General features: G+C 55.3%; 12 protein-coding genes. 6 read left to right on the top strand and 6 right to left on the bottom strand.

Going from position 1 to position 12,706, the window contains the following annotated elements; translation table 11 throughout:
- Positions 1-27: 27 nt before the first annotated feature.
- The gene (locus tag M9H61_RS05235) at positions 28-1,620 is read right to left on the bottom strand and encodes an L-serine ammonia-lyase, iron-sulfur-dependent, subunit alpha (protein WP_250283760.1); all 1,593 of its coding nucleotides are present in this window, start codon (positions 1,618-1,620) and stop codon (positions 28-30) included.
- Between the two features lie 166 nt (positions 1,621-1,786).
- On the opposite strand from M9H61_RS05235, the gene M9H61_RS05240 reads away from it, so the two are divergent.
- Positions 1,787-2,029: a hypothetical protein gene (locus M9H61_RS05240; protein WP_250283763.1), complete on the top strand. Its 243-nt coding sequence runs from the start codon at positions 1,787-1,789 to the stop codon at positions 2,027-2,029.
- Positions 2,030-2,088: 59 nt separating this feature from the next.
- On the opposite strand, the gene betA is transcribed toward M9H61_RS05240, so the two are convergent.
- From betA to betI, 3 genes are all read right to left on the bottom strand, one after another.
- Positions 2,089-3,771, bottom strand: a complete 1,683-nt coding sequence (gene betA, locus M9H61_RS05245; RefSeq protein ID WP_250283765.1) for a choline dehydrogenase — start codon at positions 3,769-3,771, stop codon at positions 2,089-2,091.
- Between the two features lie 60 nt (positions 3,772-3,831).
- Positions 3,832-5,289 (bottom strand): betaine-aldehyde dehydrogenase, encoded by a 1,458-nt coding sequence (gene betB, locus M9H61_RS05250; protein WP_250283767.1) that lies wholly within the window; start codon positions 5,287-5,289, stop codon positions 3,832-3,834.
- A gap of 63 nt (positions 5,290-5,352) precedes the next feature.
- Positions 5,353-5,943: a transcriptional regulator BetI gene (betI, locus tag M9H61_RS05255; RefSeq protein WP_250283768.1), complete on the bottom strand. Its 591-nt coding sequence runs from the start codon at positions 5,941-5,943 to the stop codon at positions 5,353-5,355.
- 380 nt (positions 5,944-6,323) lie between these two features.
- Between betI and M9H61_RS05260 the strand changes: the two genes are divergently transcribed.
- The 3 genes from M9H61_RS05260 (at position 6,324) to choV (ending at position 9,452) form a co-directional block, all read left to right on the top strand.
- Entirely contained in the window at positions 6,324-7,283 is a 960-nt protein-coding gene (locus tag M9H61_RS05260; protein WP_250283771.1) for a choline ABC transporter substrate-binding protein, read from the top strand.
- A gap of 121 nt (positions 7,284-7,404) precedes the next feature.
- Positions 7,405-8,253, top strand: a complete 849-nt coding sequence (gene choW, locus M9H61_RS05265; protein ID WP_068517433.1) for a choline ABC transporter permease subunit — start codon at positions 7,405-7,407, stop codon at positions 8,251-8,253.
- A 2-nt stretch (positions 8,254-8,255) separates the two neighbouring features.
- A complete protein-coding gene (choV, locus tag M9H61_RS05270) occupies positions 8,256-9,452 on the top strand; it encodes a choline ABC transporter ATP-binding protein (RefSeq protein WP_206927701.1) in 1,197 nt (398 codons plus the stop codon).
- 64 nt (positions 9,453-9,516) lie between these two features.
- Here choV and moaD read toward each other — a convergent pair whose 3' ends face one another.
- Together moaD and M9H61_RS05280 are read right to left on the bottom strand one after the other, a co-directional pair.
- The gene (gene moaD, locus M9H61_RS05275) at positions 9,517-9,768 is read right to left on the bottom strand and encodes a molybdopterin converting factor subunit 1 (RefSeq protein WP_114113935.1); all 252 of its coding nucleotides are present in this window, start codon (positions 9,766-9,768) and stop codon (positions 9,517-9,519) included.
- Between the two features lie 87 nt (positions 9,769-9,855).
- Positions 9,856-10,800 (bottom strand): LysR family transcriptional regulator, encoded by a 945-nt coding sequence (locus M9H61_RS05280; protein ID WP_242512869.1) that lies wholly within the window; start codon positions 10,798-10,800, stop codon positions 9,856-9,858.
- A gap of 171 nt (positions 10,801-10,971) precedes the next feature.
- Between M9H61_RS05280 and M9H61_RS05285 the strand changes: the two genes are divergently transcribed.
- Both M9H61_RS05285 and M9H61_RS05290 read left to right on the top strand, forming a co-directional pair.
- Positions 10,972-11,844, top strand: coding sequence for an ABC transporter permease (locus tag M9H61_RS05285; RefSeq protein ID WP_250283772.1), 873 nt, complete (start codon positions 10,972-10,974; stop codon positions 11,842-11,844).
- A 15-nt stretch (positions 11,845-11,859) separates the two neighbouring features.
- On the top strand, positions 11,860-12,675 hold the full coding sequence (locus M9H61_RS05290) for an ABC transporter permease (protein ID WP_101246350.1): 816 nt from the start codon (positions 11,860-11,862) through the stop codon (positions 12,673-12,675).
- Positions 12,676-12,706 lie beyond the last annotated feature (31 nt).

Here is a 12,706-nt window from a genome sequence, read left to right on the forward strand (position 1 = left end):
GTCCGCCGTCATGGACGGAGTCCTGTCCTATTTGCCAAGACTTGCGGCTTCGACCATGCGCAAGGCGGTCTTGGTCGCAGCACAGCCTCCGCGCGCCGTACAGCGCAAATCGGGATGCATCATTGCCCCGATCTTGACGGTCTGATCAACCAGTTCGTCATAGCCAAGAACCGCATCAAACCCGGCCAATACCGCCATCGCCGATGAAAAGGCATGTGAAACACCGGCCACATTGCGGGCATGGCACGGGATTTCAACGTCCCCGCCAACCGGATCACAGACCAAACCAAGCGTATTCATCAAACACATGCTGGCCGCATCAAAACATTGCTGTGCCGTCCCGCCATAGGCCTGGGTCACACCGGCCGCCGCCATTGCCGCCGATGCCCCGGTTTCAACCGAACATCCCCCGCATTCCGCGGCGAATGTCCCGCGTGCGGCAAACACGGCCCCGATCAGCGCCATGACCTGAAGCGCGTCGGTTGCACCTTCGATATCAATGCCATGGCGGATCAAACCATATAGCGTTCCGGGCACCACCCCGGCACTGCCCGCCGTCGGGGCAGCACAGACCAGCCCCCGATTGCTGTCACGTTCCATTGCCGAAAGCGCACCGGCAATCGCATCCTGCAATACCGGACCACCCAGACCATCGGGCAAATTGGCATCGCGCACCTTGCGCGCCCGAAGTGTCAGGAACCGCATGACGTTATCTTCAGGTTTGGCATCAAATCCCTCGGCCACGACGCGCAGCATCAATTCGCACCGTTCACGAAACAGATCGCGGGTTGCTTGGCGCGACAGACCAAGACGTTTGGCTTCAAGTGCCAGGGCCGCATCGGCAATCGATCCGCCTTCCTGCTGATCGGCAATGGCAATTACCGCATCGCTGGTTGAAAACAGATCATCCATCGCACAGACCGGATATTGCGATGCATCGGCAAAGCGCAGATCGGTCACGCCATCGCGTTTGGCAACTTGCCCCAGAATGTCCATGGCGGGCACGGATTGCAGGGATACTTCAATACGTGTGTGTTTCTGGTCGACAGCCACCCCCAGCAACATATTGCCACCACCGGCCAGCATTTCGGCAATGGTGTCGGCATCCGTCACCGCCGCATCCCCCCAGACAAAGACGCTTGCGGTTTTCCCGGTCAGAAACAGGGCCTCGCCATTCATACTGTCGATGTAATACATGCCACCGCCAACCGACGCCCCGGTATAAAGATCGGTGCGCTGCCCGCCATCTTGCGTTTGCAGGGTCAGTTCAAGATCAACCCGGTTGGGATGGTTGTTGTTATCAAGTTCGGTGACCTCGATTGCGAAATGGAACCCTTCGCCGCGTTCCACCCGCCCCAGAATGTCACGGTAATCCCCATCGGTCAGCTTGGCCCCGTAAAGACCGGCGGCAAAGTTTTCATCCGAACTTTGCGCCTTGTAGCAAGGGGCGAACGAGCCGCGCGGATCGAACCGCACCACCGCCTTTTGCAGGACCTCGCCATTAGAACATGAAAGTTCGCGCACCAGCTTTGCCATCATATAGGGCGCGGCACAGTGCGAACTTGACGGCCCGCGCATCACGGGGCCGATCACGGAATTAAGCAGACTGATTTCTTGCATGGCGGGACTTCGGATGATTGCGGGAAACAACATGCGCATTGCATACAATATTCCATAATGATCACCCGCCATTGCGGCAATTGCAATCTACTTATCTTGCAAACCGGTTCGTGCTTGCGCATTATTGCCCCTTAATCTCACCCTTTGCACAGCGGATGATCCGGTAATGTCGATGTCAATTTGCCTGCTTGTCGGGACGCTTTCGGGTACTACTGCCGGTATTTTTCTGGGCACAGTTACCGGAAACCATGCCCCATATATCGCAATGGGAACAGCCATGGGCAGCGCGATCGGCACCGCCATCGGTGCGGGGTTGCACCACAGACTGCGTGATGGTGTTGGTGGTGGCAACGGTGACCGCCCGGTCCAGCGGCGCGACCTGCCCCGTGCCAGATCACGGCGTCGATAACATCACACCAGATAAAAAAAGCCCCTGACCAATGATCAGGGGCTTTGACGTTATGGCTGTTAACGTTGCTTTGTTTCCCATTCGGGATGAACAAAGAACGGTGCGTTTGATGGCGGCAACGGATCGCGTCCGCGAATAATGTCGGCAGCCTTTTCACCGATCATGATCGTCGGCGCATTCAGGTTACCCGTGGCAATCGACGGCATGATCGAACTGTCGACCACACGAAGGCCTTCGATGCCATGCACGCGGGTCTTTTCGTCGACCACGGACATGTCATCACTGCCCATCTTGCACGAACAGGACGGGTGATAGGCACTTTCGGCATGATCAGCGACCCAGGCATCAATCTGCTCGTCCGTCTGGATATCCTTGCCCGGTGCGATTTCTGCCCCGCGCAGATCGGCGAAAGCTTCCTGACCGAAGATTTCCCGGGTCAGACGCACCGATGCGCGCATTTCTTCCCAGTCTTCCGGGTGGCTCATATAGTTCGGATCAATGATCGGGCGAACTTTGGGATCGCTTGATGCCAGTCGCACAGTGCCGCGCGACTTGGATCGCATCGGTCCGACATGGGCCTGGAAACCATCCTTTTCAGCGGCCTTTGACCCGTTATAGTTAATCGCCGCCGGCATGAAGTGATATTGCAGATCCGGGTGTTTGACACCGGCTTTGGACCGGATAAAGCCACCTGCTTCAAAGTGGTTGGTGGCACCAAGACCGGTTTTGAACAGATACCATTCCAGACCGATTTTGAATTTGCTCCACGGATCAAGCTTGCTGTTGAGGCTGATCGGTTTGGTGCATTCCATCTGAACATAAAGTTCGAGATGATCCTGAAGGTTCTCACCAACACCTGGCAAATCATGGACAACATCAATGCCATGTTCGCGCAGATGGGCTGCCGGACCAACACCAGACAGCATCAAAAGTTTCGGCGAATTGATCGATCCGGCAGATACGATGACTTCACGGTCAACAAGTACGCGTTTGAGTTCACCCTGATGGACGAAATCAAGTCCGATCGCACGCTTTCCTTCAAAAACAATGCTTTGGGCAAAGGCCTTGTGATAGACGGTCAGGTTCGGGCGTTTCATTGCCGGATGCAAATAGGCCCGTGCCGTGGACCAGCGCCGGCCTTTATAGACCGTCATATCCATGGTTCCCAAACCTTCCTGGCGATAGCCGTTCTGATCCGGGGTGAATTCGTACCCGGCCTGTTGCCCGGCCTTGATCCAGGCTTTGTGCAAATCGTTCCGGCACGCACCGGTGGTCACATGAAGTGGCCCGTTGCCGTGATACTCGTCGCCGCCCGGGTCTTCATTGCGGGTATCGGCCTTGCGGAAATAGGGCAGACACCGCGCATAGTCCCAGTCCTTGAGCGCCGGGTCCTCTTCGGCCCAGCGATTATAATCGAGCGCATGACCACGCACATAGGCCATGCCATTGATCGAACTTGAACCGCCAAACACCCGCCCGCGCGGGGTTTCCATCCGGCGATTGTTCAGGTTGGGCTGCGGCGTTGTCCAATAGGCCCAGTTATAGGTTTCCGACTGCATCGGATAGGAAAGTGCGGTCGGCATATGAATACGCCAATCCCACCAGTGATCCTTGGGTCCAGCTTCAACCACCAGCACCTTGACGTCGGCATCTTCGGTCAGCCGGTTGGCAAGCACGGCACCGGCTGAACCGGAACCGACAATCACGTAATCGAATTTTTCAGTCGTCGTTGGGGTCGTCATATCTGATCCCTTGTTTCTTCAAGCAGTGTGGGCAGCCCGTCACATCAGCAATGATGGTGATCAATAAGGCGCCTCGACATCGCCGGTTTCGACATAAACCGACTTGATACGGGTGTAATGTTCGATTGCCGCCCGGCCGTTTTCACGTCCGACACCGGATTTCTTTACCCCGCCAAACGGCATTTCGATCGGCGTGATGTTATAGGTGTTGATCCAGCAGGTACCGGCCTCAAGGCGGGCAACAACGCGGTGACCACGCGACAGGTCCTTGGTGAACACCCCCGCAGCAAGGCCATACTGGGTATCGTTGGCGCGCTTGATGACTTCGTCCTCGTCACTAAATGTCAGGACCGACATGACCGGGCCAAAGATTTCCTCGCGCACGATGGTCATATCGTCGCGGCAGTCGGTAAAGATCGTCGGGGCAACAAAAAGCCCGCCTTCGGGCATGCCATCGGAAACAGCATGGCCGCCCAGAACGCATTTTGCCCCTTCCTGCTTGCCCTTTTCGATATAGGACATGACCTGATCGAACTGGGTTTTGGTCACAATCGGACCAACCTGGGTTTCCGGTTTTTCCGGATCGCCAAGAACAAGGTTTTTCGACCGCGCGATCAGTTTTTCAATGAAGGCATCGGCAACGCTTTCATGGACAAAAACCCGCGTCCCGTTCGAGCAAATCTGACCTGACGAATAGAAATTCGCCATCTGCGCACCGGAAACCGCGTTATCAAGATTGGCATCTTCAAACACGATCATTGGCGATTTGCCGCCAAGCTCCATGGTCACGGCCTTCATGCCGCCTGCCGCAACCGATGCAACCTTTGCCCCGGTCGCAGCCGAACCGGTCAGCGACACCTTGTCCACCCCCGGATGTTCGACAAGCGACGCACCACATTCGCGCGCACCTTGCACAACGTTATAAACCCCGTCGGGAAGACCGGCCTCCTGCAAGGCTTCTGCCACCGCAATCGCCGAAAGCGGCGTTACCTCGGATGGTTTGTAGACAACCGCATTGCCACAGGCCAAAGCCGGTGCTGCCTTCCAGCAGGCGATCTGGATCGGATAGTTCCAGGCACCAATGGCAGCACAAACACCAACGGCCTCCCGCCGTGTATAGGCAAAGTTCCCGGCAAGATCGATATGTTCCCCGGCAAGGCTTCCGGCGACACCGGCAAAATATTCCAGGCATTCGACACCGGAAATCACATCGACAATTTCGGTTTCCTGGATGACGCGACCGGTATCACGGGTTTCAAGCAAGGCCAGTTCATCATTACGATCACGCAAAATCTGGGCGGCCTTGAACAGAATGCGGGCCCGTTCGGCAGCCGGGGTATTTTTCCAGATTTCAAACCCGGCGCGCGCCGCCTTTACGGCAGCATCCACGTCACCCGCCGTGCTTTCATGTCCCTTGGCAAGAACCGTATTGGTTGCCGGGTTCAGGGTCACCATTTCGGCACCGGAACCGTTGGTTTTCTTGCCATTGATGAAATTCTGAATCTGGTAAAGGCTCATTTCAAAACTCCTGCGGGCCGCACCGGATCCGGGCAGCCCAAAACTTTGTGTGTTTGCTTGGCTTCAGCGCGCGGGCGAATTGGCCAGATAAAGGCGCATCATATCGAGCACCATTTCGCGCGCCGCTTTGACATCGGCACGTCCGTCCGACAGACCGGAACGCACCCAGATGCCATCAATCATTGCCGCGATTGCAGTCGCGATTTCATCTGCCCGCTGCACAGTGGTCAGCTGGCGCAGCTCGTGGCGCAGATTGGACGCCAGTCGCTGAAAATAGATATTGTTGATACGGCTCAGTGCCTTTGAAAACGGCACCTGCGCCCAGAAGGACAACCACGCCACAGTGACCTGCGGGGTGAACTGTTCTTCGTTGAAGTTGGTGTTCACGATCGCTTCGAGCCGTTCATGCGGGGTCTTTGCCTTGGCCAGGCGCGACAGGTAATCCTTGCGCAATTCCTGCATCAAAAACCGCATGGTGGCTTCGAGAAGTGCGTTTTTGCCCCCGAAATAATGCGAAATGATGCCCGACGACATACCCGCCGCATTGGCGATACGCGCAATTGTCGTATCGGCAAATCCGTGACGATGAATGGTTTCAATCGTCGCGTCGATCAACTGCCTGCGGCGCACAGGCTGCATACCAACCTTGGGCATTCACATCATCCAATTCAAAGCGATCCAAAGGGTTAAGCACGATCACAACAAGCTGCGATGCAGTTTTTAACCCTTCGCAATTGACGTCTGACGAATATGCTGTATTTTAATTGAACAATCAATCAATAAAAACACGTCGTCTTTCGCGGCGCGTTCAGCAAAGGACAGGATCCCTTGTTGCGCAGCATTGCGACCGTTTTTGTGATTATTCCGGTCCATACCAACAGGTTCGAGGGAGCCTGATGGCGTGGCTCTGGGCGAGTGTTAGCGACCTTTTACATTACGTTGATGTTCGTCTGGCCTCCGGAACCGAGAGTCTGATGACCGCTTGTTCGCAGTCATTAGTAACCGTTAGGTCCACACAAGGGAGAACCAGAAACATGACCAAACTTTCCACTTTCGGCCGCCTTCTTGGCAGCTCCATCGTTGCCACCACCCTTCTGGGTGCCGCATCTGCCAAGGCCGCCGATAGCGAAGCCTGCAAAACCGTGACATTTTCCGATGTTGGCTGGACCGACATTACGGCCACCACGGCAACCGCATCTGTCATTCTTGAAGCACTGGGCTATGACGCAGAAACCGAATTGCTGTCTGTTCCGGTCACCTATACCAGCCTTGCCAATGGCGACGTGGACGTCTTCCTTGGCAACTGGATGCCGACCATGGCAGCAGACATTCAGCCCTATCTCGACAAGGGAACGGTTGTTTCGACCGGTGCCAATCTTGAAGGTGCGAAATACACCCTTGCGGTCAGCAAGAATGCCTATGATGCAGGCCTGAAAGATTTCGCTGACATCGCCAAATTCAAGGACGAACTTGATGGCGAAATTTACGGCATCGAGCCGGGCAATGACGGCAACCGCCTGATCCAGGACATGATCGATGGCGACCAGTTCGGTCTGGGCGAATTCGAACTTGTTGAATCCTCCGAACAGGGCATGCTGGCCGAAGTCAAACGCAAGTCCGCACGCGATCAGTTCATCGTCTTCCTTGGCTGGGAACCCCATCCGATGAACGCGAAATACGACATGGCCTATCTTGATGGTGGCGATGATGTATTTGGCCCGAACTTTGGCGGTGCGACGGTTCACACCAACCTGCGTGCCGGTTACACCGACGACTGCCCGAATGCCGGCAAATTCGTCACCAACCTGAAATTCAGCCTCGCCATGGAAAACGAAATCATGGATGCGATCCTGAACGAAGGCACCGACCCGGCAAAAGCAGCCGCAACCTGGATCAAAGCCAATCCGGATGCTGCCTATGCATGGCTTGACGGCGTCACCACCTTTGACGGTGGCGATGCAAAGGCCGCGCTCAAAAGCGAACTTGGCCTTTAAGTCCGGCAAATGACCGGGCCCTGCCCGATTTTGCTATAATGCTGATACGCCCGCGCCCCGCATGGGCTTTGCGCGGGCGTATCGCATCTTTATTTACTTTGAAAACAACGGAAATTTTCCCATGGAATGGCTCACGGAAACAAAGATTCCGCTGGGACAGTGGATATCGTCCTTGATGGATGGTCTGAACGAACATGCTGATTTCGTTTTTTATACCATCTCGGATGTTCTTGAATTCATTATTGAAAACACCATCGATTTTCTGGTGTGGTTGCCGCCGCTGTTGATTATTGCCGGTTTTGGCGCCCTGGCGGCTGTTTTGCACAAATCCTGGAAGCTGACGGCTTTCACCGTTCTGTCCCTGCTTTTGATTGTCAATCTGGGCTATTGGGAAGAAACGATGGAGACGCTGGCACTGGTGATTTATGCGTCGCTGTTCTGCATGGTGATCGGCGTGCCGCTTGGCGTGGCATCAGCCCATCGGCCGTGGCTTTATCAGGCGATGCGCCCGGTTCTTGATCTTATGCAGACGATCCCGACTTTCGTGTATCTGATACCGACCCTTATTCTGTTTGGTCTGGGGGTTGTTCCGGGTCTGATTTCAACGGTGATCTTTGCCATCGCCGCCCCGATCCGCCTGACCCATCTGGGTATTTCAAGCACGCCCAAGGCATTGCTTGAAGCCGGTGAAAGTTTCGGCTGCACCCCGCGCCAGCTTCTGTTCAAGGTCGAATTGCCATCAGCGATGCCGTCAATCATGGCGGGCCTGACCCAGTGCATCATGCTGTCGCTTTCCATGGTTGTGATCGCAGCCCTGGTCGGTGCCGACGGCCTTGGCAAACCGGTGGTGCGCGCACTTAACACCGTGAATGTCGCCCAGGGTTTCGAAGCGGGCCTTGCGATTGTGATTCTGGCCATTGTGCTTGATCGCATTTGCCGTCGCGAAAACACCGAAACAACGGGGCAATGATCATGACCAATGCTGTTGAATTCGATAATATTGATGTGATCTTTGGCGACCGTCAGGCTGAATCGCTCAGACTGCTGGACGAAGGCAAAACGCGTGCTGAAATCGCCGAGGCAACCAACAACGTTCTTGGCGTCGCCGATGTCAGCTTCAACGTTCCCGAAGGCGAGATTTGCGTTCTTATGGGGCTTTCGGGGTCAGGCAAATCATCGCTTCTGCGCTGTGTGAACGGACTGAACACCGTGTCGCGCGGATCGTTGCGGGTGCGCGATGGCGACTGGATGGCCGATGTCACAAAATGCGATGGTCCGACATTGCGCAAATTGCGCCGCGAATGCGTTGCCATGGTGTTCCAGCAATTCGGGCTGCTGCCATGGCGCACGGTTGCGGAAAATGTCGGCTTCGGGCTTGAGCTGCGCGGTATGGGCAGCAAGGAACGCCGTGACATCGTCAATGAAAAGCTGGCACTGGTCGGGCTTGATGAATGGGCGGACAAATATGCCCATGAATTGTCCGGTGGCATGCAACAGCGTGTCGGCCTTGCCCGCGCCTTTGCGACCGATGCACCGATCCTTTTGATGGATGAACCGTTTTCGGCCCTGGATCCGCTGATCCGTAACCGGCTTCAGGACGAATTGCTTGATCTTCAGGAAAAGCTCAACAAGACCATTCTGTTTGTCAGTCATGATCTTGACGAAGCCATGAAACTTGGCAATTCGATCGCGATCATGGAAGGCGGCTATGTGGTTCAGCATGGCACCCCCGAAGACATCGCATTGCGCCCGGCCAATGAATATGTTGCCGACTTTGTCGCGCATATGAACCCGGTCAATATCCTGCGCGGTCGCGCCATCATGCAGCGTGTCGCCAAGGATCAGCGCAACGGTTCGGGTGATCTTCAGATCGAAGACGAAAACATCCGGATCACCCTTGAAAACGGTGTTGTGCGTGCTGCAACCAATGGTGCACGCGGGGAGCTTAAGCTGATCAATTATGATGGCAGCCTTCCGGCCGATCTGGATCCGACCGACAATACGATCATCTTTGTCGCCAAGGATGAGGTGCTGCTCAAGGATCTGATTGATATGCGGTCCATCACCCAGAACCCGGTCATTCTGACCCGCGAGGGCAAGATTTCCGGAACGCTTGGCCGCAAGGAATTCTTTGACAGCCTGACGCAGACGGCATCGGTCGCGGACTGACGTCAGGAAATAGTATGATGATAAAAGGGCGTCGCAAATTTGCGGCGCCCTTTTTGTATGATGATTAGCCGCCCGTGACCGGCGGAAACAGCGCGATCTCGCGGGCTTTGGTCACATCGGCATCGGATGTTGCATATTCCTGATCGACCGCAACACGGATGATTGCGGGATCGGCAAGGGCATTGGCAAAATTTTCGCCACGTTCGGGAAGCCAGGTCAAAAGCCCGTCAACGGTTTTGACATGATCAGGCAGATCAATGTCTTCTTCGCCAAAACCGATGCGGTCCTTGACCCACGAAAAATAGACCAGTTTCATAAGTGTTCCTGATGGCAAGATTGAATTTGGCGCCATGCTTGCGCAATCGTCCCCAAGACGCAAGTCCCGAAGCCGTGAACGATCCCGTCAGGGATAGACAAAATATCCATCGGGGGCATTTTCAAGGCGCGCGGTCAGGTTATCGATGAAAAACCGTTCTGCCCGGCTGAGCGACATGCGCGGGTTGGTTACAAGATAGATATCAATAGCAGGCGGCGCGTCATAAGGGGGTAAACGCCACAACTGGCCGCGTTCGGTGGCGTTTTGCACCACATGGATCGGCAGTGGCCCGATACCAAGCCCCGCATTGATCAGACGCCGGACTTCTTCAAGATGGGGACTTACCGCAACGACCTTCCCCTTCATCCCCTGCTGGGCGCGCAGAATGGCCACCGGGGCCAGCGCATCCGTCAACTGGTCGGTGGAAAACGACACGAATGCTTCGCTGCGCAAATCGGCAAGTGTCAGGTCGCTTTTTCCGAACAAGTGATGGGTCGGACCACAGAAAAAGCCGAAATGTTCGCGGTACAGCCTGCGATATTCAAGCCTGGGGTGCTGTTCCTTGACCAGACAGATGCCAAAACTTGCCTGTTGTGAAAGCACCTGATCAATCACATGCATCGAGGTCGCGACATTGATTTCATAGGTCACTTCGGGATGGGACCGGTTGAAATCAAACAGCGCATCATCAAGAGGCGGAAACACCACATGACTGGCCAGCCACAAATGCAGATGCCCGGTCAATTGATTGCCGCTATCAGACATCACATCGGACAACCGCCCGATCGCCCCGCAAATTTCCCGGCATTCATGATAAAGCGCCAAGCCCTGCTCGGTGACTTCAAACCGCCCGCGTTCGCGGTCAATCAGGCGCGCACCGATTTGATCTTCAAGCCGTTTCAGGGCGTTACTGACACTGGGCTGTCGCAATAAAAGCCGGTTGGCCGCCCCGGTTATCGAGCGTTCTTCGACAATGACGGTGAATGTGTGCAACAGGTTCCAGTCAAACTGGCGGCGCATCAATTCGTTCATTTCATCCCCCGGACCGGTATGGCCAACCATCCCATAGTTATTGGCTATGGGATCTATTCTACTTATCTATTTGCGCTATGCGCAAGTCTGGGGTGAAATGGTTTCAGAAAATATTTCAACGGCCAAATAACCGCGCACGGCATCGCCGGAGCACAATAACGGGAGGCATAAATGGCCGCAGATATCGCCGGGGCGCGTCGCGCACCCTGGATGCTGTTATCGCCATCACTGGCAACAGTCGGGCTGCTTTTGATCATCCCGATGCTGTTTATCGTCGTCTATTCGTTCTGGTTGCGCACGGCGACCGGGGCCGATCAGGTCGGCTTTTATCTTGATAACTGGATCGAGGTCCTTGGCGACCGGTTCTATCGCGATATTCTGTTTCAAACCTTTGCCATTGCCTTTTACACCACGGTGATCTGTGCCCTGGCTGGGTATATCCCGGCCTATTTCGTGGCCAACACCCCGATGAAATCCAAGGCGTTTCTTCTTTTGATGCTGATGCTGCCATTCTGGATCAGCTACATCATCCGCACCATGTCATGGATCAATATTCTGGGCACGTCGGGCGCGCTTAATACCGTGATGCTGTCAATTGGCATCATCGATGAGCCGATCCAGATGCTCTATAACCAGACCACGGTTGTGCTGGGTCTGGTGCATTATCTGCTGCCTTTCATGATCCTGAATGTCTATGTCAGCCTTGATGGCATTGACAAGAACCTGACCGAAGCGGCCCAAAGCCTTGGCTGCACCGGGTTTCAGGCCTTTCGCGAAGTCACCTTGCCACTCTCGCTTCCCGGTCTGGCGGCGGGATCGCTTCTGTGCTTTGTGCTGGCGGCAGGCACCTATATCACCCCGATTGTTCTGGGCGGCCCACGCGATGCGATGTTTGCCAATCTGGTGTTTGAAGCCATCGTCACCCAGTTGAACTGGCCGCTTGGATCGGCACTTTCACTCGTCCTGCTGGCCCTTCTGGGCGCGCTGGTCGTCATTTACACCCGCTATCTCGGCATCGATCAGATCGCCAAGAGCTTCAAGTAAGGGAGGTATATGACAATGTCCGGCTGGTCGATGATCCGTATTGCCACGATCCTTGTTTATCTGTTCCTGTTCGCCCCTGTTGCCGTGGTGATCCTTCTGGCATTCAACGCCAATCAGTTTGGCGGATTTCCGATCGAAGGGTTTTCACTGCGCTGGTTCGAAGCGCTTTGGAACAATGATGCCATCGTAAGGGCGTTTAAAACATCCCTGTTGCTGGGCCTTTTGACCAGTGCGGTGTCAACAACGCTTGGCACCATGGCCGCCCTTGCCATGGTGCGCTATGACTTCCCCGGAAAACGGACGATCTCGACCTTGCTGGTTGCGCCGATCCTGATCCCCGAAGTGGTTCTTGCGGTTGCGTTGCTGTTGTTCCTTCAGGCGCTTTCCATGCCCAAAAGCTTTGGCCTGCTTTTGATGGGGCATGTTGTCTTTACCCTGCCCTTTGTGGTGCTGGTGGTTCAGGCGCGCCTGGTATCCATCCGCCGCGACGTCGAAGAAGCAGCCATGAGCCTGGGGGCCACCCCGGTTCAGACATTCTTTGAAATCACCCTGCCGCTGATGCTGCCGGCCGTGATGGCCGGGATGCTGTTTTCCTTTACGATTTCCTTTGATGACATCACCGGCACCCTGTTCTGGAAACCGGGTGGTGTGGAAACAGTCCCGACCCAGATTTTTGCCATGCTGCGCAATTCCATCAGCCCGGAAATCAACGCGCTTGGTGCGGTCATGGTGATCTTTACCATCGCCCTTCCGCTGATTGCCGCATCGATTGCGCGGGTGATGTCCGCGCGCAAGCTTCGGGCATCAAACCGCAAGACACAGACTGCCTAGTGGATTTCGAATATCGCGGGTAACCGCCAAA

The sequence above is a fragment of the Thalassospira sp. GO-4 genome (assembly GCF_023588965.1).
In the GTDB taxonomy this organism is placed as follows: Bacteria; Pseudomonadota; Alphaproteobacteria; order Rhodospirillales; family Thalassospiraceae; genus Thalassospira; species Thalassospira povalilytica.